Origin of the sequence: Bacillus sp. S3, assembly GCF_005154805.1 — a bacterium.
Taxonomy (GTDB): domain Bacteria; phylum Bacillota; class Bacilli; order Bacillales; family Cytobacillaceae; genus Neobacillus.
In genome coordinates this window covers 3757490-3778545 of record NZ_CP039727.1, presented here as the reverse complement: position 1 = coordinate 3778545, position 21056 = coordinate 3757490, and the positions used below count along the sequence as shown (strand labels likewise).

The following is a 21056-nucleotide window of genomic DNA, read 5'->3' as shown; positions in this document are numbered from 1 at the left end:
GAAAGCTCTTTGTTACATTTTTCCTGCCAAAAAGGGATATACTAATAGTGACTTGTTTTTTTTTTGATAAATAATTAATGGAGGTAAGCACATGCGGATTGGGGTACCAAAAGAGATAAAAAATAATGAGAATCGGGTAGCAATGACACCAGCCGGGGTAGTTAACCTTGTTAAATTTGGTCATGAGGTTATTATTGAAAAAGGAGCAGGGCTTGGATCCGGGTTTTTGGACGATGAGTATAGCACGAATGGGGCGAGACTTGTAGAAACCGCTGCCGAAGCATGGTCTGCGGATATGGTCATGAAGGTAAAAGAACCGCTGCCAAGCGAATATCAATATTTCCGTGAAGGGTTAATTTTGTTTACATATTTACATCTGGCACCTGAACCGGAATTAACGAAGGCATTGATTGATCATAAAGTAGTCGGGATTGCCTATGAAACAGTTCAGCTGGCGAATAGAAGTCTGCCATTATTAACGCCAATGAGTGAGGTTGCCGGAAGGATGGCAGCACAAGTTGGGGCGCAATTTTTGGAGAGGGTATACGGCGGTAAGGGAATTCTGCTCTCGGGTGTCCCTGGAGTCCAAAGGGGAACTGTTACCATTATTGGCGGCGGTGTAGCTGGTACAAATGCGGCAAAAATGGCAATCGGCTTAGGAGCAAAGGTTACTATCATTGATTTAAATCCGGATCGGCTCCGTCAATTAGATGATATTTTCGGATCTGATGTGACAACATTAATGTCGAACCCTTTCAATATTGCAGAAGCAGTTAAGGAATCCGATTTAGTCATTGGAGCTGTTTTAATCCCTGGTGCGAAGGCGCCAAAGCTTGTTAGTGAAGAAATGATTCAATCAATGAAGCCGGGAAGTGTGGTCGTTGATATCGCGATCGACCAAGGCGGTATCTTTGAAACTACCGATCAAATTACGACACATGATAATCCAACATATGTGAAGCATGGCGTTGTTCATTACGCTGTCGCAAATATGCCTGGTGCAGTACCAAGAACCTCCACTTTTGCGTTAACAAACGTGACCGTACCCTATGCCGTGCTTATCGCAAATAAAGGCTACAAGAAAGCTTGTTTAGAGAATGACGCTTTATTAAAAGGAATTAATACCCTTGACGGGTATGTAACCTATCAAGCAGTTGCTGAAGCACATGGACTGGAATTTTCAGTTACAAAAACATTGCTAGAAAAATAGTAAAAAAGAAGAGGGCTTCCCTCTTCTTTTTTTTGCAAAATAATAACCAGCCTCACAAAGAAGCTGGTTTGAAAACTTAATATACAGCCGCATTTGCCGTAGTGATATAAGAAAGTTTTAAACCACCACTCCTCAAAGTGGGTGTTCTCAGAAACCTTTCTGCGTGTCCTCCATGTCTTATAGACGGAGGCCTGTCATTCCAGTTTCGATGGTTAAACTCCCTTTTACAGCTTAAAGGTTAAAACTTTATTATGAATACGTACAACGCAGCTCGTATTTGTATATTACCTCAATTTCGATTAGAGTTCAATGTAAAAAAGCTCCAATTTAATTATTTTATAACCTGTAATTCTTTCGGGAATTTAGTTAACACTTTTGCACCGTCTGCACTGATATAAAGATCATCTTCAATTCGAACACCTGCTACGTTTGGAACATAAATTCCCGGTTCGATTGTATAGACCATTCCTTCTTCTATTACCAGTTGGTTCGTTTCAGTCATGGAAGGATACTCATGAACCCCAATTCCAAGACCGTGGCCTAAACGATGTGGAAAATATTCGCCATATCCTGCTTCAGAAATAATTCTGCGGGCAGTAAGGTCAACTTCCGCTGCCGTTACGCCAGGCTTACTTGCCTCAATTGCTGCGAGCTGGGCCTTTAAGACTGTATCATAAATTTCTTTTTGTTTTTCATTAATGTCCCCATATGCAACGGTTCTTGTGATATCGGAACAATAGCGGTCGACCACCACACCTAAATCAAATAATACGAAATCACCTTTTTGAATTTTCGTGCTCCCTGGATTGCCGTGAGGAGAAGCGGCGTTTGCCCCGGTCAACACCATGGTCGAGAACGACATTTCGGTAACACCCTTTTGCTTTAAGGCGTACTCTAAGGCATTAAGGATTTCAAGCTCCGTCTTGCCCTCCTTGATTTCACTTACTCCGAATTCAACGGCAAAATCGGCAAGAGCACAAGCTTCTTCGATGATTTTCAGTTCTTTTGCATCTTTAATCATCCGCAGCTGCCTTACTTTTTCTTCTGCAGAAACAAATGATGCCTTAGGGAATAATTGTGTAAGGTGCTCATAGCGTTCCACATTCATATGCTCTTTTTCAATCGCAGCTTTTGAAACACTATTGATTCTTTTGTTAATGGAGTTAAGAATCATTTCCCACGGATTTTCGATGTCGTTGTAGCCGATAATTTCATGTTCCCACTCTGAGCGTTTAGCATCCGGCACTTCCATCGCCGGCAAGACGAGAAACGGCTCTTCTTCTTGAAAAACGGCAAGTGCCAGTAATCGTTCGTGCGGATCCGTATAATAGCCGCTTAAATAAAATACATTTTCGGTAGATGTAAGAAAGCAGACGTCAATTCCGTTTTCTTTCATCCATGTTTGAAGCTTAACTAATCGTTGATTCATGTGCAGGGAGCCCCCTTAAAAAAATAAAAATCCTATTTGAGAGTATCAATTTTACTAGTGAAAGTAAACTATCTGACCTTAGCATGCGCTAAAACAAGTGAGTTATGGAAATAAATGAAGAAGGAATTCCCATTTTTTTATGGAAGTACATAATATATCAATTTAAAAGGAGCTGGAATCATGAGAATTTCTTTCCATGGACATTCAGTTGTTCAGATTCAAACAAAGGGAAATACAATTTTAATTGATCCTTTTATTACCGGCAATAGTTTAACGGATTTAAAGGCTGATGAAGTAAAAGCTGATGTGATTATATTATCGCATGGTCATAACGATCATGTCGGAGATACGGTTGCGATAGCGAAAAGAAACGATGCACTTGTGATTGCCAATGCCGATCTTACCGATTTTCTTGGCAAGCAGGGAGTTAAAACCCACGGCATGAATATCGGCGGTGCATATCAATTTGATTTTGGAACGGTAAAGCTTACCCAGGCTTTTCACGGTTCCGGTTATATCACAGATAAAAATGAAATCATCTATTGCGGAATGCCAACGGGGATTTTGTTCAGTAATGAGGGCAAGACAATTTACCACGCCGGCGATACAGGATTATTTTCCGATATGAAGCTGATTGGAGAACGGCATCCGATGGATCTAGCCTTCCTGCCGATCGGTGATAATTTTACTATGGGGCCTGAAGATGCAGCCTATGCTGCAAAATTGCTAAAGGCAAAGCTGGTGGTGCCGATGCACTTCAATACATTCCCGCCAATTAAACAAGACCCATATCAATTTATTGATTTGCTTGAGGACAGAAATGGGAAAGTGTTAGCTCCAGGAGAAGCAATTGAAATTTAACAGGTTTTAGGTATTCATCTACTTTTTTTCCTCCTTTGTGCATAAAGATGAAACAAGCATTGTTTTTTAGGAGGAAAAGAAAATGAAAAAGAATCGGTATCTGCTATGTCTCTTGCTCTGTGCCTTTATGCTTTATTTTGCTGTACCAAAATTATCAGTGACTGCAGGAGGAACACAAGGGCTTTTCGCTATTGTGTGGCTTTCATTTGCGTTAATCGTGATTGCCGGTAATCTGACCGGACTTCTTTATAGTCCGAAAAAACAGGTTCAAAGGCATCGGCCGCAGCGCATAAGGAAGAAATCCCGCTCTTTTTAATGAGAATTGTTTGTCATTGTAAGGAACCGCATTGAATCAAGACTTTTTAAACTTTATAATAGAGTTCAGGATAAGATTGTAACTGACTAAATTAGCAGGAATCGAAATATAAAGGGTGAAGGTCTTGGCTACTAAGCATGAACAAATTTTGCATTATATTGATGGACTCCCCATTGGAGAAAAAATATCTGTAAGGCAAATCGCCAAAGCGATGACGGTAAGTGAAGGTACAGCCTATCGAGCGATTAAAGAGGCAGAAAACAAAGGATATGTCAGCACAATTGAACGTGTGGGCACCATTCGAATTGAGCGGAAGAAGAAAGAAAATATTGAAAAGCTTACCTTTGCTGAAGTTGTCAATATCGTTGATGGCCAAGTATTAGGCGGAAGAACGGGCTTGCATAAAACCCTTAATAAATTTGTGATTGGCGCGATGAAGCTTGAGGCGATGATGCGCTACACTGAGGCCGGTAACCTTTTGATTGTAGGGAACAGAACACAAGCGCATGAGTTAGCTTTAAAAGCAGGAGCTGCCGTACTGATCACCGGCGGATTTGATTCGGAGGATCATGTGAAAAAACTGGCAGATAAATTAGAGCTCCCGGTTATTTCATCAAGCTATGACACTTTTACTGTTGCCACGATGATTAATCGGGCTATTTACGATCAATTGATCAAAAAGGAAATTATTTTAGTTGAAGATATTTTAACACCACTTGCAGATACTTATTATCTTAAAACAAATGACAAGGTGTCAAAATGGCATGAATTGAATAAACAAACAACGCACAGCCGCTACCCGGTTGTGGATCAAAACATGAAGATTCAAGGAATGGTGACTAGTAAGGACATTTTAGGTCAGGATGTTGAGATTTCTATTGATAAGATTATGACTAAACATCCGATGACAGTAAATGGGAAAACGAGTGTTGCTTCCACTGCCCATACAATGGTCTGGGAAGGGATTGAGGTTCTTCCGGTTTCTGATGATGCTAATCGTTTAGAAGGAATTATCAGCAGGCAGGATGTTTTAAAGGCACTTCAAATGAATCAAAGGCAGCCGCAGGTTGGCGAAACGCTTGATGACATTGTCACTAATCAAATGGTATTAATGCAGGGGAAACCGAAAGGCGAAGAGGTATATTCCTGTGAAGTGACACCGCAAATGACCAATCACCTAGGAACCATTTCATACGGCGTATTTACCACCATTGTGGCAGATGCGGCCAACCGGGTATTGAAAAGCTATAAAAAAGGTGACCTTGTAGTAGAAAATATGTCGATTTACTTTATCAAACCCGTTCAAATGGAGAGCAAATTGGAAATTTTCCCAAAAATTCTTGAGGTAGGACGGAAATTTGGAAAAGTAGATGTGGAAGTATTCAACGAAGGGATATTAGTTGGTAAAGCCATGATGATGTGTCAATTGATTGATAGAAACTAAGAGATCATCCATATTCAAAAGGGTCTGACCCATGTGGTCAGACCCTTTGTGTAATATTTATTTCTGGGCATCAATCATATTGGCTTCCTCAATCGCGAATGGGAGGTAATGTTTGTATTTTTTAAAGCCGATCCAGGTGAATACGGCCCCATAAATCGTAAATATGGCTGCAACAATATAAGTTACGGTTGATTCGGATATGAATAGAAGATGATTCATGCCAAATAAGCAGACAAAAAGGCCGAGGGCAATATTTGATTTTGCAGAAAGCCATTTCTTTTCTACTTGACGGTTGCTTCTGAAGTATTTTGTTTTATAAAATAGATAGAAGGCAAATGACACAGCAATTAAAACAACAAGTACCAACATAATAGGTTCCTCCATGTTCCTAAAAATCTTCTCCTATTTTATCGTGTATTTTTAAAAAAAGCCATTATTGGTTCATAAGGAGCAATGTCCATGATTGAGCAAATATTAGCAGCTATCGAACAATATGAAACCATCATTGTCCATCGACACGTTCGACCTGACCCGGATGCCTATGGTTCACAGGGCGGTTTAGCTGCAATTCTACAAGAATCCTATCCCGAAAAAAAGATTTATGCAGTGGGGCAGGAAGAACCCACACTCCATTACATGCGCAGATTAGATGTGATTGAAGATGAGGTATATAAGGGTGCTTTGGTCATTGTTTGTGATACTGCTAATGCTGAAAGAATATGTGACAAGCGTTACACGCTGGGTGATAAGCTAATAAAAATTGATCACCATCCAAACGAAGATCCTTACGGTGATTTATTATGGGTCGATACAACGGCAAGCTCGTGCAGTGAAATGATCTATGAATTTTATTTAAACGGAAAGGCTTCAGGCTTGAAAATGAATGATGAGGCGGCAAGACTTTTATTTGCCGGAATTGTTGGGGATACGGGAAGGTTTCTATTTCCAAGTACAACTGAAAAGACGTTTGAGTATGCCGGTGAATTGATTCACTACCATTTTTCCCGCACCGAACTTTTTGATAAAATGTATGAATTAGATCCTAAGATTATTAAGCTGAACGGTTATATTCTGCAAAATTTTGACCTTCAGCCAAACGGTGTTGCCTCTGTGAAGCTTACAAGGGATTTATTGAAAGCGTATGATGCTAGGCCGGCAGAAGCATCCTTGCTGGTGGGGTCATTAGGTGATGTTAAAGGAATTAAAGCGTGGGTCTTTTTCATTGAGGAAGATGATCAAATACGGGTACGTCTCCGTTCAAAGGGTCCAGTGATTAATGGTGTAGCAAGGAAGTTCAATGGTGGCGGGCATCCGCTTGCCTCAGGTGCATCGATATATTCATGGGACGAAGTGGATCATGTCTTAAGGGAATTGGCAGTGGTTTGCGAAAATTATCAGAAGTAACAATAGTTAAACGGCCCAATCGCGGGCCGTTTACTCAAATTGAATCTCCAGCTGAATCGTAACGTTTGTATAAATGACCATTTCTTTTACTTTTAGTTTATACCTTTTGTCATAAATCTTAATCAGTTTGTTTTCAATCGTTTTTTTTAACAAATCTTTGCTTTTATAGACGGTATCTAAATCCTTAGCCAATATCATACTAATATCATCGTTGACAGCATTTTCCGTCTCCTGAACACTTAGTAGATCCAGTTTATATTTTTCATAATTAGTGATTTTGACCGTAATCTTCTGGACAGTTAGCTTTTCAATATTTTGTTTGTTTAAATCCTTATATTCATCCTGCCAAATCTTTTTTTCATTAGTTAAATCAACGATCTCCTCCTGCTGCTTTCGAATCAATTCCGAATTCTTCTCCTGCCAGACACCATAAATATATAGAAAAATACACCAGCTGATGGCACCCCCAATAGCCATCCCGGAAAAAAAACGCTGCCATGAGGGTCTGCGATACAATGGTGGAATTCTCATGATGAAATATACTCCTGGGTGAGCCAATTAATAATGAGAGCACCTGTCTGGGCGCCGCCTAAGGCTGAAAGAATTAATAATAATTGTTTGAACAAATCCTTGGTTCCCGCATCCAAAAAGCCTTTTTCAAATGTGTAAACCGTATCAAATGTCCCGCCGATTGCCGCTACAATGGCCCATATTCGGAGTGCTGATGACAAACGATAGACGGTTGTAAGTGGTGGTTGTCCAGTTAAAAAGGAGGCAATCCCGCCAATTAATGAACCGCCAAGCAAGACTCCTAAGGCAATAAAATAGCTTTCAATAAATGCAGGAAAAAAACCAATTTCTTTCATCCCTTCAACCGCCTTTATCCATAATCTTTCCGTCTATATTCATTTATATGGACAAAGGATTCTGTTTATGTTTAGAGATAAGAAGAGAAAAAATTTGGACTTTGAGAAATGTCCAGCTCCAGCGCCCTAGCGGCTAGTGTCCTTCGCGCTCCGCCCTACGATAAGTCAACATCGATTCGCCTCCGGCTTATCGTGTTTCCTTTATCTCAGTTGGAGTGCTCCAGGCCATACGCCGCTGACCAGGACGCTTCCGCTTTTCTTTTAAAAACAGAACATATTTTCCTTTTTTGTGATAAAGATTTATAATAATGATAGATAATAAGTTTAAGGAACGGTGGAACGATATGTCATTTATTCACCTTCATGTTTATAGTGCCTATAGTTTGCTTACAAGTACGGCATCCGTCGCAGATCTAATTGAAAATGCCAAACGAAAAGGTTTTACTACCCTCGCCTTAACGGATAGAAATGTCATGTACGGAACAATTGAATTTTATAAGCTTTGTAAAAAAAATCATTTGAATCCAATTATGGGGTTAACGGTTGATGTAGAAAGCGAGATTACCGCAAACGAATCCTACCCGCTTGTTTTATTGGCAGAAAATCAACAAGGATTTCGTAATCTCTTGAAAATCTCCAGTGCTGTCCAAACAAAGGCCGATCAGGGGATACCGCAAAAGTGGCTGAAGCATTATTCAGAGGGGCTTATTGCTATCACACCCGGATTGGAAGGGGAAATTGAACAGTCTCTTTTAAGCGGTAAGGATGAGATTGCAAGAAAGCTTATTAGAAAATTTGACGCAATCTTTGGGAATGGCAGCTTCTTTCTCTCGCTTCAAAATCACGAGCTCGAACAAGAAGCAATGATTAGAAATCAATTTCTTGAGATGGCAAACGAGTTACATGTGCCCGTTGTTGCAACAAACCGGGTACATTATTTAGAAAAAGATGACAGCTTCGCTCATGAGTGTTTGCTGGCGATTAAGAATGGCGATAAGTTACAGGATGAACATCGGGAAAAGCTCGAAAGTGAGCAATTTTATTTAAAGTCGGCAGCTGAAATGGCGGATTGCTTCTCAGAAAATCCCGATGCACTTGAAAATACACTTCGAATTGCGAACAGATGCAGCGTAAATATTGAACTAAATAAAACTTACCTCCCGTCATTCCCAACCGAAAATAATCTACCCCCAGATGAATATCTCGAAATGTTGTGTAAGCAGGGACTCCAAGAACGTTTATCTGGGCCGTCAAAGGAATATGTTGAACGACTTTCCTTTGAATTATCCGTGATAAGAAGGATGAAATTTAGCAACTACTTTCTAATTGTCTGGGATTTTATGAGATATGCTCGGGAAAAAGGGATTTTGACTGGGCCGGGACGAGGCTCGGCGGCAGGCTCGCTTGTTGCTTATGTTTTATATATAACCGACGTTGACCCAATCGAACATAACTTATTGTTTGAACGATTTTTAAATCCTGAGCGGGTCTCGATGCCGGATATTGATATTGATTTTCCCGATCACCGCCGTGAAGAAGTAATTGAATATGTCGCCGAGAAATACGGTGAACTCCATGTCGCGCAAATAGTCACCTTCGGAACTATGGCGGCCAAAGCGGCAGTTAGAGATGTTGGAAGGGCATTCGGGCTAAATGCAAAAGAACTCGAGCAATTATCTAGAACGATTCCTTCAAGGGTAGGAATAAACCTAAATGCCGCCTTTAAAGAATCTGAACCATTAAGAAGGTTTGTCAATGAAACATCGCTAAACCGCAGGTTGTTTGAGACCGCCTTAAAGCTTGAGGGCCTGCCGCGGCATACATCGACGCATGCAGCAGGTGTGGTCATAAGCGAGAAGCAGCTGATTGAATTAATTCCAATCCAAAGCGGGTCAAACCATGTTTATTTAACCCAATACTCAATGGAATACCTCGAAGAGCTTGGACTTTTGAAAATGGATTTTCTTGGACTTAGGAACCTTTCCCTCATAGAAACCATTCTTTCCTCCATTTACCGCCAAACAGGGCGGAAACTGGATATTGGACGAATTCCATTGGACGACACAAAGACCTTCGAATTACTTGCAAAGGGTGAAACAACGGGGATTTTTCAGCTGGAATCAGAAGGAATGCGGAAGGTATTAACCCGGCTAAAGCCTTCACGTTTTGAGGATATTGTCGCCGTCAATGCATTGTACCGCCCGGGACCAATGGAAAATATCCCGCTCTTTATCGATCGAAAACACGGCCGGAAGGCAGTTGAATATCCACATCCCGATTTGGAGCCAATCCTGGAAAATACATATGGGGTGATTGTCTATCAGGAGCAAATCATCCAGATCGCTTCCAAGATGGCGGGATTCTCACTTGGTGAAGCGGACCTTTTAAGACGGGCAGTTGGAAAAAAGCAAAAAGAAGTATTGGACAAAGAGCGGAATCATTTTGTCCAAGGAGCCCTGAAAAAGGGATATAACCAAGCACTAGCTAATGATATCTATGATTTAATTGTCCGGTTTGCCAATTATGGCTTTAACCGGAGCCATGCTGTTGCTTACAGCATGATCGCTTATCAGCTGGCCTTTTTAAAAGCCAATTATTCGCTGTATTTTATGGCAGGCCTCTTGACATCGGCCATCGGTAATGAGACCAAAATTGCCCAATACATTTTGGAAACAAGGCAAAAGGATCTCGTTGTTCTGCCGCCATCTATTAATCATAGTGCTTACTCATTCCAAGTAGAAAAAGCGGGGGCCATTCGTTATAGTCTTGCAGCAATTAAAAGCGTTGGTGCAGCCGCATTAAAGGAAATCTTTCAATCAAGGAAACGAAAGAAATTTGATGACCTATTTGATTTTTGTATCAGGGTTTCACCAAAAGCAATTAATCGCAAAACCCTGGAGCACCTGGTTCATGCTGGATGCTTTGATGAATTTGGTGAAGACCGCGCCGTTTTGCTGGCAAGCTTGGATGTAGCTATTGAACATGCCCAAATTTTCAAACCTGATGATGCGAACCAATTTGCCTTATTTGAGGATGAAATGATCCCAAAACCGAAATATGTTTCGGTTGATTCTATTAGTCTGGAAAATAAGCTGACATTTGAAAAAGAGGCGCTTGGTTTTTACCTCTCAGATCACCCAATTTCTATTTATGAAAAAGAACTCAAGCGGTGCGGAGCCTATTTATTGTATCAATTAAGAAGTGACAATAAACGAGCTGCATCCGGTGTTTATCTTTCAGCGGTGAAATCGATTCGTACCAAAAAAGGTGATTCCATGGCCTTTTTAACAATAAGTGATGCCAGCGGTGAAATGGAGGCCGTCGCATTTCCAACAGTTTTTAAAAAATTCCATTCCCTATTACGGCAGGGGAATTTTGTCCTGCTGCAGGGTAAAATTGAAGAGCGAGATGGGACACTGCAATTTATCATTCAGCAGGTGTCAGATTTAGATCAATGGCTAAAAGCAAACGCGATCAACCAGCAGGTTCTATACTTGAAAATTTCCTCACAGCAGGATGAGCAATTGCTCCAAAGAATCAATCAGCTGTTAAAAGGAAATAAAGGCGATGCAGGTGTCATTTTGCATTATGAAGAGACCCGTAAAACAGTAAAGTTAACGGCAGATAACAATGTCAATCCAACTCCTGAAGTGTTACAGCAATTAAGAAATTTACTTGGGTCAAAAAGTGTTGTCTTAAAAGATTAATTCTTTACAACTTTCGAAGATATGATATAGTGGTAAGGAGACGAGTGTGGTCTGACCACTGTAGTTGAATTAAATTTTATGGGATGTTTATTAATCTTTTTTGAATCATTTAAGGGGTGAAAGATCTTGACATTACGTGAAGAAGCATTACATATGCACCGCATTAATAAAGGAAAATTAGAGTCGAAATCCAAAGTACCAGTTCGAAATGCACATGATTTAAGTTTAGCCTATTCACCGGGTGTTGCGGAGCCATGTAAAGATATCTATGAAAAACCGGAAACGGTTTACGATTATACCATGAAAGGAAACATGGTGGCTGTTGTTTCCGATGGTACGGCTGTCCTAGGACTCGGTAATATTGGACCTGAAGCAGCACTTCCTGTAATGGAAGGTAAGGCCGTCCTATTTAAAAGTTTTGCTGGTGTTGATGCTTTTCCCATTTGTTTAAACACTACGGATGTAGACAAAATTGTTGAAACCGTTAAGCTTCTCGAACCAACCTTTGGCGGCGTGAACCTTGAAGATATCGCTGCACCTAACTGCTTTGTTATTGAGGAAAGATTGAAAAAAGAAGCAAACATTCCAATATTTCATGATGACCAGCATGGAACAGCAATTGTTACGGTTGCAGGTCTTGTCAATGCCCTTAAAATGATCGGAAAGAAAATGACTGAAATCAAAGTAGTTGCAAGCGGCGCTGGTGCCGCAGGAATTGCGATTATTAAATTGTTATATGCTTATGGTGTACGAGATATCATAATGTGCGATACAAAAGGGGCGATTTATGAAGGCCGCCCACAGGGAATGAATTCCGTTAAAGCAGAAGTGGCCAAGTTTACCAATCGCGATAACCTTACTGGCAGCCTCGCGGATGTTATCAAAAATGCGGATGTATTTATTGGGGTATCGGTTGCGGGAGCACTTACAAAAGAAATGGTGGCATCAATGAATCAAGATGCGATTATTTTTGCCATGGCCAATCCAGACCCTGAGATTATGCCTGAAGATGCAAAAGCTGCGGGAGCAAAAGTAGTGGGAACCGGACGTTCTGATTTTCCAAACCAAGTAAACAATGTCCTGGCCTTCCCTGGGATTTTCAGGGGAGCACTTGATGTTCGTGCGACACATATTAACGAAAAAATGAAAGTAGCAGCCGTAGAGGCAATTGCCGGCTTAATTAGTGAGGAAGAGTTGAATGCTGACTATGTCATACCTGCACCATTTGACCCACGAGTTGCCCCGAATGTTGCTGCTGCTGTCGCAAAAGCGGCAATGGAAACGGGTGTGGCCCGGATTAAGGTAGATCCTGAAGATATAAAGGAAAGAACACAAAGGCTCGCTATTATTGGCAAAAGTGAGTGATTAAGTAAGTGACAAGTTCGAAGGTTTATTTGGAGATAGTAAAGCAGTTACGAGAAATGATTACCATTGATGGACTTAAGACCGGAGATAAAATTCCTTCAGAACGGGAATTATCAGAGCGCCTGAATTTCGGGCGCTCTTCCGTTCGCGAAGCTCTTAGAGCACTGGAGTTGCTTGGCCTTATTGAAACAAGGCGGGGTGAAGGGACGTTTATAAGAGATTTTCGCGGTCATCAATTGGTCCAGCTGCTCAGCACTTTCATTTTGCGAGATGAAAAGGCAAAACGCGATGTATTCGAAACCAAAAACTTTATCGAGATGGATTGCCTTCGTTTAGCATTGCAAAGAATCAATCATCGCCAGGTAGAAACGTTGAAGAAATGGATAATACAAGCAGACAGTTTTACAGATGATGAGTTTTTTTATCGGATAATTGAGATTTCCGATAATCATCTTTTTTTAAGAATGTGGTTAATACTAAAGGAATATTACTATTCATTATTTCATCCTGAAGAGTATCGACGGGATGACTATCTTCTATTACTTGAAGCTCTAGCCGAAAAGGATGTAGGAAAATCACTTTATGCTTATAGCAAACTTCGAAATTTGTCTGATTTTAACGACAAATACTAACAGATTTTGAACTTTTTTTATTTTATAGTGGAAATGATACAAGCCCTAAGTAAAAGGGTATTTTTAATTATTCGGTGGTCTGACCACTTATCGGAGTTTGCAGGTATGAAGTTGACTTAGTATAGAAAGACTTTTGAATAGCAAAAGATGGAGAATCTTGCTTTTTGGCAGGCGTGTGATCCAAGGGAGGTTTTAATTTGGCGCTTAAAGATCTTTTTACAAAGAATCAACCGAAAAAGAAGAAATATGCAACTATTCCGGCAGAAACAGCAAAAAATGACGTACCTGAAGGAATTATGACAAAGTGCCCTTCGTGTAAGAAAATCATGTATACAAAGGAATTAATCAAAAATGCAAAGGTATGTCTGCATTGTGGGTTTCATTTCCAAATGAATGCTGCGGAGCGGATTGATAGCTTTCTTGATGTGGGAAGTTTTGTGGAAATTAATGAAAATATGGTTTCTGAAAATCCGCTGAATTTCCCGGACTATCTTGAAAAGTTGGAAAAAGACCGGCAAAAAAGTAAATTAAATGAGGCCGTCGTCACCGGCATGGGAACGGTTAATGGCCATAAAATTGTCGTAGCGATTATGGATGCCTCTTTCCGAATGGGAAGCATGGGCTCTGTTGTTGGGGAAAAAATCACCCTAGCAATTGAAAAGGCAGATGATCTTTCGATTCCTTTTGTCATCTTCACGGCATCAGGCGGTGCCAGGATGCAGGAGGGAGCCTTAAGCTTGATGCAGATGGCAAAGACAAGTGTTGCCTTAAAGAAATTCAGTAATAATGGCGGCTTAATTATATCCATTATGACACACCCGACAACGGGCGGCGTCTCTGCAAGCTTCGCCTCATTGGGCGATTACAATTTTGCTGAACCTGGTGCGTTAATTGCTTTTGCCGGCCGCAGAGTCATTGAACAATCGATTCGTGAAGAATTACCGGAAGATTTTCAAACTGCTGAGTTCCTATTAAAACACGGTCAGCTTGATGCAATTATTTCCCGGATTGACTTAGTTGAGAATCTTACCAATATTTTAGAAATCCATCAACCTGGAGGTGAACTTGAATGGCAGGGGAATTAGAATTCGAACGCCCGATTGTGGAGTTGAGAAAGAAAATCACCGAACTAAAAGAGTTCACGAAAACAGCCGAGGTCGATTTAAGCTCTGAGATTGTTAAATTAGAGGCGAGGCTAGTGAAACTAGAGCAAGATATATATGAAAATATCAAGCCGTGGGATCGTGTGCAAATAGCACGTCTTGCGAATCGCCCGACAACACTTGATTATATTTCATTCCTATTTGAAGGCTTCTTTGAATGTCACGGCGACCGCACATTTGCTGATGATGAGGCCATTGTCGGCGGGGTTGCTAAATTTAAAGGATTGCCTGTTACTGTTATTGGCCACCAACGAGGAAAAGACACGAAGGAAAATATTCGCCGGAACTTTGGGATGCCTCATCCCGAAGGCTACAGAAAAGCATTGCGCTTAATGAAGCAGGCAGATAAATTTAATCGTCCGATTATTTGTTTCATTGATACAAAAGGAGCCTATCCGGGGAAAGCAGCGGAAGAGCGCGGTCAAAGTGAAGCAATAGCCCGCAATCTTTTTGAAATGGCAGGCCTTAAGGTACCGGTTATATGTATTGTCATTGGTGAAGGCGGAAGCGGCGGTGCTCTTGCCCTAGGTGTAGGCAACCGTATTTATATGCTTGAAAACTCCACCTATTCCGTTATTTCTCCTGAAGGAGCGGCAGCTATTTTGTGGAAGGATGCAGCGCTAGCCAAGAATGCGGCTGAAACAATGAAAATTACTGCCCCTGACTTGAAAGAGCTTGGTGTCATTGATGACATTATTCCGGAAATTAAAGGCGGTGCCCATAAGGATGTTAAAAAGCAAGCAGAAGAAATTGAAAAAGTCTTGACCACATCACTTCAAGAACTGCTTAAACTGTCCGAGGATGAATTAATCGCTGACCGATATGATCGATTTAGATCAATTGGGGAATACACGGTGAAAAATGAATATATTGGGGTAAATTAAAAATTGTGCTCATTTGAGCACTTTTTTAATATGTTCACAAAAAATTCACCAATCAGATAGTGTTGACGCTTACAAAGGTGGATAAAACGCTTCCAGTTCACGAACTATTCCGTCTATTGTGTTTACTAATATCTATCGGTTGTTAAGGTCATTTCTTCATGTTATTTTATAAATATTCGAAGGTTTTATGTAAATAATAAAAAGGTTGAAGTTTCACTGTATCTACTTACTCACAAAAGTGTACATAAAGTTTTCCTAATTCATGACTGAGGTGATTAAACATGAAAAAGATTGGGGTACTTACGAGCGGCGGCGACTCCCCAGGGATGAACCCTGCGATTCGCGCGGTTGTCCGAAAAGCCATTTTTCATAATGTAGAAGTTTATGGTATTTACGGCGGTTATTCTGGATTAATTGCTGGTAATATTAAAAAGCTTGAGCTTGGTTCAGTTGGTGATATTATTCACCGCGGCGGTACGATGCTTCATTCGGCACGCTGCCCTGAATTTAAAACAAAAGAAGTGCAGCAGCAAGGAATTGAGCAGCTTAAAGCCCATGGAATTGATGGGCTCGTTGTCATTGGCGGCGATGGATCCTACCGCGGGGCAAAAGCATTAACAGAGCAAGGTTTTCCATGCGTTGGTGTACCTGGCACCATTGACAATGATATCCCGGGAACGGAACAAACTATAGGGTTTGATACAGCCCTAAATACTGTAATTGACGCAATCGATAAAATCCGCGATACTGCTACATCACATGAAAGAACATTTATCATTGAAGTAATGGGAAGGGATGCAGGCGATATAGCTTTATGTGCAGGACTTGCCGGCGGAGCAGAAACAATTTTGATTCCAGAAGAGAATTATGATATGAATGAAATTGCGGACAGGCTGCGCAGCGGTCAAGAGCGTGGGAAAAAACATAGTATCATTGTGGTAGCGGAAGGTGTTTGCAGCGGGTACGAATTTTCCCGCCAGCTTCATGATGCAGCAAACATTGAAACAAGGGTATCGGTGTTAGGTCATATCCAGCGTGGAGGCTCCCCAACGGCTGCAGACAGAGTGCTTGCAAGCAGATTAGGGGCAAGGGCTGTAGAACTTTTAATTGAAGGTAAGGGCGGCCGTGCAGTGGGAATTGAAAAAAATCAGCTTGTTGATTACGATATCATTGAAGCTCTCGACAAGAAACATAAACTAGATCTAGACCTATTCAAACTATCCAAGGAATTATCAATTTAAGAATCACGTTTGTCTTTTTAAATATTGGAGGGAAAAGGATGTTACGAAAAACAAAAATCGTTTGTACGATTGGTCCTGCAAGTGAAAGTGTGGAAAAATTAACTCAATTAATTCATTCAGGTTTAAACGTTGCCCGCTTAAATTTTTCACATGGTGATTTTGAAGAGCACGGAGCGCGGATTAATAATATTCGCAAAGCGGCAGAGGAAGCTGGAAAAACAGTTGCTATTCTGCTTGATACAAAAGGTCCGGAAATTCGGACTAATAACATGCAAAACGGTGCAATTGAACTTAAAGCAGGAGAAAATATTATTGTTTCTATGGCCGAAGTAGAAGGAACACTAGAAAAATTCTCTGTTACATATAGCGAGTTGATTGATGATGTCCATGTAGGCTCAAAAATCCTGTTAGATGACGGGTTAATTGGACTGGAAGTCTTGGAAATTGATAAGGCAGCAAAAGAAATTCATACAAAAATTTTAAATAGCGGAACGTTAAAAAATAAAAAAGGTGTTAACGTCCCAGGTGTATCTGTTAACTTACCGGGGATTACTGAAAAGGACCGTCAAGATATTCTTTTCGGCATTGAACAAGGGGTTGATTTCATTGCCGCATCTTTTGTCCGCCGGGCAAAGGACGTATTAGAAATCCGCCAGCTTTTAGAAGAAAATAATGCAACACATATCCACATTATACCTAAGATTGAAAATCAGGAAGGCGTCGATAATATTGATGAAATCCTGGAAATCTCTGATGGCTTAATGGTTGCCCGTGGAGATCTTGGCGTAGAAATTCCGGCAGAAGAGGTTCCGCTGGTACAAAAAATGTTAATTAAGAAATGTAATGCCCTTGGAAAACCTGTCATCACGGCTACACAAATGCTTGATTCGATGCAGCGAAATCCTAGACCGACTCGCGCTGAAGCAAGCGATGTTGCCAATGCTATTTTTGATGGGACAGACGCAATTATGCTTTCTGGTGAAACGGCTGCAGGACTTTACCCGATAGAAGCGGTGCAAACCATGCATAATATTGCTTCCAGAGCGGAACAGGCATTGGATCATAAAGAAATTTTATCTGGCCGGAGCAAAGACACGGAACATAATCTGACAGATGCGATTGGTCAATCCGTTGCTCATACAGCCTTAAACTTGGACGTAAAATCGATTATTACGCCAACCGAAAGCGGACATACAGCAAGAATGATTTCCAAATATCGTCCGAAAGCAGCGATTGTAGCTGTAACGGCGAACGACCATGTTTGCCGCCGGTTACAGCTCGTTTGGGGCGTTTATCCACAGCTTGGCAAAATTTGTACTACAACCGATGAAATGCTTGATAATTCTGTCGAAGAAAGCTTAAATAGCGGTATTGTAAAGCATGGTGATTTGGTTGTTATCACTGCAGGCGTTCCGGTTGGGGAGGCAGGTACAACGAATTTGATGAAAATTCATGTTGTCGGCGATATCATTACGAAGGCTCAAGGAATTGGCCGCAGGTCAGCTTTTGGGAAAGTGGTCCTTGCTCACGATGCAAAGGAAGCCATAGAAAAAGTAAAACCTGGTTCGATTCTTGTGACAATTGGTTCTGATCGTGACATGATGCCTGCGCTTGAAAAATGTGCTGCCCTTATTACACAAGAAGGCGGATTAACAAGCCATGCGGCTGTTGTTGGTCTTAACCTTGGTATACCGGTCATTGTCGGTGTTGATAATGCGTTAGAACTGTTTAAAGAGGGTCAAGAAATAACTGTTGATGCGACAAGAGGAGTTATTTACAACGGTCACGCCAGCGTATTGTAAAAAAAAGTCAGCTCCATTATAAACTGTACCCGTTGTAAAGGACATATTTAAAAAGGTTATGCCACATTTAGAAGATGATTTCTGTATTCAACAGGAGTCATCTTCTTTAAATTCCATTGATATCTAAAATTGTTATAGTAGGTCATATAACTCCTTATTTCTCTTTTAAGTTCCTCTAAGGAATTACATGGTTTTATATATGCTTCATCCTTAAAATGGCCAAAAAACGACTCTTGTGGAGCATTATCCCAACAATTTCCTCTTCTTGACATAGATTGTCCTAGCCCTAATTTTTTTACATGCTTCTGAAAAGTAGGACTAGTATAGTGTACTCCTTGATCTGAGTGAATAAAGGCTCCTTCTGCAAACTTTACTTTTCTATTTTTCTTTAACTTTACCAATGTATCCGTTGCTAAATCCAATGTAAGTCGATCTGACAGGTTATAGGCCAATATTTCATTCGTGGAACTATCCTTAATAGTGGACAAATAAGCTTTTTGGCCCTTCCCATAATATAAATAAGTAATATCAGTGAGTAATACTTTACCTGGGATTTCTTGTTTGAATTCTCGGTTTAGTAAATTCGGTAGTACGGAGTGTTCTTGGGTAGCTTTCAACATCTTCTTATATGGATTAGCTCTTCTAACTTGGCATATAATCTTATATTTCTTCATAATTCTTCGGATTCGTTTAATATTATATTTAATATTAAACTGCCCTTTTAACGTCATCTTAATTTGGCGAGCACCTTTATGACGTCGTTTAAAATGAAATGCCTTTAAAATATTCTCTTTTAAAATTAAGTCCTCTTTTTCACGGCGTTCTCTATTTTCCTGAGATTTCGGAGAAAAATAATTATAATAACCAGAACGAGAAACTTCAGATATTTCGCATAAGAAACTCACCATATGTTTAAGATCATACTTTTCAATTACTTTACGAATTAAAAGGAACTTCTGTTCCGCAGTTACTTTTACTCGTTTCTCTCCAGCCCCCTTTCCATCATTTCTAACTTTTTTAGCAATTCATTTTCAGCCCGCAACAATTGAATTTGAGCTTCTAATTTTGCATTCTTTTCTTCTAAACTAAGCTCTCTTTTAGTCGGTCTCCCAGAATGATCTTTACGTGTATCTCGAAGTCCTAATACTCCCAATTCACTATAAGCTACACGCCATCTATAAGCTGCTCTTTGTACCCTAACGATACCAATAATATCAACATCAAAACCATTCTCCTCAAAAATCTGCCGTGGTAATTTTCCATTTACACTTTCAGATATAAAAATCCTTTTAAATTCATCAGTGTAGGTAATTCCTTTTGTACTTACAGATTTGACAAAAGGATTATTAGAAAGGATCTTTATTTCTTTATCAGTGAAGATTTTTTTTGACATAGGTTTATTCTCCGATTCTCACATTTTTTATTCATTATACATAAAAGTACCCGATAGAACAGACCTTTTTTAAGTGTCTACTCTATCGGGTACAGTTTATTAAGGGGCTGACTTTTTTGTTTCATGCTTCTTTCCCTTTAATAAATGCCCAAACATCATGGAAGACATTTGCACGATAAAGGGTGCTGATAATAACTAGTGTAACAGGTCCGACAATTAACCCTAAAAATCCGATTAATTTAAAGCCGACAAACAAAGCAATAAGTGTCGCAAGAGGATCAAGACCAATATTGGAGGAAAGAATCTTCGGCTCCATAATTTGCCGTTGAACAAGGACAATGATATATAGAACGCCCAGGCCGATAGCAAGAGCTGTATCCCCGCTAATGGCCGCATAAATGATCCACGGGACAAACACTGCTCCCGTTCCAAGGTATGGTATGATATCAACGATTCCCGTTGCTAACGCAATCGTAATTGCATAATCGACCCTCAGTATCAGGAGTCCAATTAAAATGATTACAGTCGTAATCGAAATCAGCGTTACCTGAGCTTTAATAAAACCAAATAATGCTTTTTTTAAGTCGATAAAAACAGTCCTGCCGCTTCTTTTTGCCTTTTCAGGTAATAGTTTTCCTGCCATTGCCGATAATCGGTACCAATCCTTACTTATAAAGAAAGAAGCCAATAACGAGAAAATAAGGACGGTTGCTGCATTCGGGAACCATGATAGGATATTCGGGATATTTCCAAACAGATTTTTAATAAAGGTTCCAACCGTTGTTCCGACTCGTGTCCCCACATTTTGGATATTTCCAATGATGGTATCCTTTTGCCCGGCATCCAGCTTATTAAATACACTTGTTAATTGATTGTATAATGGAATGATTTGAGCAGTAAAATAATCCTCAATATAATTAATCAATGTATCGAGGTGTTCCGGCACCACCCTTGCCAAGTAGGCAGCCCCTGAGACAATCTCCGCGACTAAAAGAGTAATTAACCCTGCGAATAAAGCAAAAATTACCACCAATCCAGTGAACACAGCGAGAATTCGCGGCATTTTTGCCCTCTTTTCGAGAAAATTAACAAGCGGGTTTATCATAAATGCAATAACGAGACCAATTAAGAATGGATATGTTACGGTTGAGAGAAAATAAAACGAGTAGAGTGCTAAAACAACTGCACCAACGACGAGTACGAAGCGTATAGTTCGGTTTATGTACTTGGGGTTCAAAAACAAGCCTCCTTTTATTTTAGGTTAATAGTATCAGTTTAACATTTTCGAGATGAAAGTGCATATTTTTCCAAATAGATTTATATTCTTTACAAATTACGA

General features: G+C 40.3%; 18 protein-coding genes and 1 other RNA gene. 12 read left to right on the top strand and 7 right to left on the bottom strand.

The window, feature by feature from the left end; translation table 11 throughout:
* The first annotated feature begins 91 nt into the window (after window positions 1-91).
* Window positions 92-1210 carry an alanine dehydrogenase gene (ald, locus tag FAY30_RS18380; protein ID WP_149871239.1) on the top strand — a complete coding sequence of 373 codons (1119 nt, stop codon included), beginning with the start codon at window positions 92-94 and terminating at the stop codon, window positions 1208-1210.
* An 81-nt stretch (window positions 1211-1291) separates the two neighbouring features.
* Here ald and ssrS read toward each other — a convergent pair.
* Both ssrS and FAY30_RS18370 read right to left on the bottom strand, forming a co-directional pair.
* Window positions 1292-1486: non-coding RNA, 6S RNA (gene ssrS, locus FAY30_RS18375), on the bottom strand.
* A 55-nt stretch (window positions 1487-1541) separates the two neighbouring features.
* Window positions 1542-2639: a M24 family metallopeptidase gene (locus FAY30_RS18370; protein WP_149871238.1), complete on the bottom strand. Its 1098-nt coding sequence runs from the start codon at window positions 2637-2639 to the stop codon at window positions 1542-1544.
* A 180-nt stretch (window positions 2640-2819) separates the two neighbouring features.
* On the opposite strand from FAY30_RS18370, the gene FAY30_RS18365 reads away from it, so the two are divergent.
* The 3 genes from FAY30_RS18365 (at window position 2820) to FAY30_RS18355 (ending at window position 5260) form a co-directional block, all read left to right on the top strand.
* Window positions 2820-3500: a metal-dependent hydrolase gene (locus tag FAY30_RS18365; protein ID WP_149871237.1), complete on the top strand. Its 681-nt coding sequence runs from the start codon at window positions 2820-2822 to the stop codon at window positions 3498-3500.
* Window positions 3501-3582: 82 nt separating this feature from the next.
* Entirely contained in the window at window positions 3583-3816 is a 234-nt protein-coding gene (locus tag FAY30_RS18360) for a hypothetical protein (RefSeq protein ID WP_149871236.1), read from the top strand.
* Window positions 3817-3940: 124 nt separating this feature from the next.
* Complete coding sequence (locus tag FAY30_RS18355; RefSeq protein WP_149871235.1) at window positions 3941-5260, top strand: CBS domain-containing protein; 1320 nt, start codon at window positions 3941-3943, stop codon at window positions 5258-5260.
* 57 nt (window positions 5261-5317) lie between these two features.
* Here the strand turns inward: FAY30_RS18355 and FAY30_RS18350 are convergent, their stop codons facing one another.
* Complete coding sequence (locus FAY30_RS18350; RefSeq protein WP_149872768.1) at window positions 5318-5629, bottom strand: YtpI family protein; 312 nt, start codon at window positions 5627-5629, stop codon at window positions 5318-5320.
* Window positions 5630-5719: 90 nt separating this feature from the next.
* On the opposite strand from FAY30_RS18350, the gene FAY30_RS18345 reads away from it, so the two are divergent.
* Entirely contained in the window at window positions 5720-6664 is a 945-nt protein-coding gene (locus FAY30_RS18345) for a DHH family phosphoesterase (protein WP_149871234.1), read from the top strand.
* Between the two features lie 30 nt (window positions 6665-6694).
* Here FAY30_RS18345 and ytrI read toward each other — a convergent pair whose 3' ends face one another.
* Window positions 6695-7195, bottom strand: coding sequence for a sporulation membrane protein YtrI (ytrI, locus tag FAY30_RS18340; protein WP_149871233.1), 501 nt, complete (start codon window positions 7193-7195; stop codon window positions 6695-6697).
* A complete protein-coding gene (locus FAY30_RS18335; RefSeq protein ID WP_149871232.1) occupies window positions 7192-7530 on the bottom strand; it encodes a sporulation membrane protein YtrH in 339 nt (112 codons plus the stop codon). Before FAY30_RS18335 ends, ytrI begins: the two co-directional genes overlap by 4 nt.
* A gap of 344 nt (window positions 7531-7874) precedes the next feature.
* On the opposite strand from FAY30_RS18335, the gene dnaE reads away from it, so the two are divergent.
* From dnaE to pyk, 7 genes are all read left to right on the top strand, one after another.
* Window positions 7875-11237: a DNA polymerase III subunit alpha gene (dnaE, locus tag FAY30_RS18330; RefSeq protein WP_149872767.1), complete on the top strand. Its 3363-nt coding sequence runs from the start codon at window positions 7875-7877 to the stop codon at window positions 11235-11237.
* Window positions 11238-11363: 126 nt separating this feature from the next.
* Window positions 11364-12602: an NADP-dependent malic enzyme gene (locus tag FAY30_RS18325; protein WP_149871231.1), complete on the top strand. Its 1239-nt coding sequence runs from the start codon at window positions 11364-11366 to the stop codon at window positions 12600-12602.
* A 56-nt stretch (window positions 12603-12658) separates the two neighbouring features.
* Complete coding sequence (locus tag FAY30_RS18320; protein WP_149872766.1) at window positions 12659-13234, top strand: FadR/GntR family transcriptional regulator; 576 nt, start codon at window positions 12659-12661, stop codon at window positions 13232-13234.
* A gap of 197 nt (window positions 13235-13431) precedes the next feature.
* On the top strand, window positions 13432-14319 hold the full coding sequence (gene accD, locus FAY30_RS18315) for an acetyl-CoA carboxylase, carboxyltransferase subunit beta (RefSeq protein ID WP_149871230.1): 888 nt from the start codon (window positions 13432-13434) through the stop codon (window positions 14317-14319).
* Window positions 14304-15281: an acetyl-CoA carboxylase carboxyl transferase subunit alpha gene (gene accA / locus FAY30_RS18310; RefSeq protein ID WP_149871229.1), complete on the top strand. Its 978-nt coding sequence runs from the start codon at window positions 14304-14306 to the stop codon at window positions 15279-15281. Before accD ends, accA begins: the two co-directional genes overlap by 16 nt.
* Before the next feature lie 281 nt (window positions 15282-15562).
* Window positions 15563-16522, top strand: a complete 960-nt coding sequence (gene pfkA / locus FAY30_RS18305; protein WP_149871228.1) for a 6-phosphofructokinase — start codon at window positions 15563-15565, stop codon at window positions 16520-16522.
* Window positions 16523-16560: 38 nt separating this feature from the next.
* On the top strand, window positions 16561-18324 hold the full coding sequence (pyk, locus tag FAY30_RS18300; protein ID WP_149871227.1) for a pyruvate kinase: 1764 nt from the start codon (window positions 16561-16563) through the stop codon (window positions 18322-18324).
* Between the two features lie 56 nt (window positions 18325-18380).
* Here the strand turns inward: pyk and FAY30_RS18295 are convergent.
* Both FAY30_RS18295 and ytvI read right to left on the bottom strand, forming a co-directional pair.
* A protein-coding gene (locus FAY30_RS18295; protein WP_149870344.1) for an IS3 family transposase occupies window positions 18381-19717 on the bottom strand; the annotation gives its coding sequence in 2 pieces (ribosomal slippage) (window positions 18381-19333 and window positions 19333-19717; 1338 coding nt in all).
* Between the two features lie 121 nt (window positions 19718-19838).
* Window positions 19839-20954, bottom strand: a complete 1116-nt coding sequence (gene ytvI, locus FAY30_RS18290; RefSeq protein WP_149871226.1) for a sporulation integral membrane protein YtvI — start codon at window positions 20952-20954, stop codon at window positions 19839-19841.
* Window positions 20955-21056: the final 102 nt, after the last annotated feature.

Coding starts and splice junctions, on each gene's coding strand:
- FAY30_RS18345 (WP_149871234.1), top strand. CDS start 5,720: ATGATTGAGCAAATATTAGCAGCTATCGAACAATATGAAACCATCATT.
- FAY30_RS18350 (WP_149872768.1), bottom strand. CDS start 5,629: ATGTTGGTACTTGTTGTTTTAATTGCTGTGTCATTTGCCTTCTATCTA.
- ald (WP_149871239.1), top strand. CDS start 92: ATGCGGATTGGGGTACCAAAAGAGATAAAAAATAATGAGAATCGGGTA.
- FAY30_RS18335 (WP_149871232.1), bottom strand. CDS start 7,530: ATGAAAGAAATTGGTTTTTTTCCTGCATTTATTGAAAGCTATTTTATT.
- FAY30_RS18365 (WP_149871237.1), top strand. CDS start 2,820: ATGAGAATTTCTTTCCATGGACATTCAGTTGTTCAGATTCAAACAAAG.
- accA (WP_149871229.1), top strand. CDS start 14,304: ATGGCAGGGGAATTAGAATTCGAACGCCCGATTGTGGAGTTGAGAAAG.
- dnaE (WP_149872767.1), top strand. CDS start 7,875: ATGTCATTTATTCACCTTCATGTTTATAGTGCCTATAGTTTGCTTACA.
- FAY30_RS18360 (WP_149871236.1), top strand. CDS start 3,583: ATGAAAAAGAATCGGTATCTGCTATGTCTCTTGCTCTGTGCCTTTATG.
- FAY30_RS18320 (WP_149872766.1), top strand. CDS start 12,659: ATGATTACCATTGATGGACTTAAGACCGGAGATAAAATTCCTTCAGAA.
- pfkA (WP_149871228.1), top strand. CDS start 15,563: ATGAAAAAGATTGGGGTACTTACGAGCGGCGGCGACTCCCCAGGGATG.
- ytrI (WP_149871233.1), bottom strand. CDS start 7,195: ATGAGAATTCCACCATTGTATCGCAGACCCTCATGGCAGCGTTTTTTT.
- pyk (WP_149871227.1), top strand. CDS start 16,561: ATGTTACGAAAAACAAAAATCGTTTGTACGATTGGTCCTGCAAGTGAA.
- FAY30_RS18370 (WP_149871238.1), bottom strand. CDS start 2,639: ATGAATCAACGATTAGTTAAGCTTCAAACATGGATGAAAGAAAACGGA.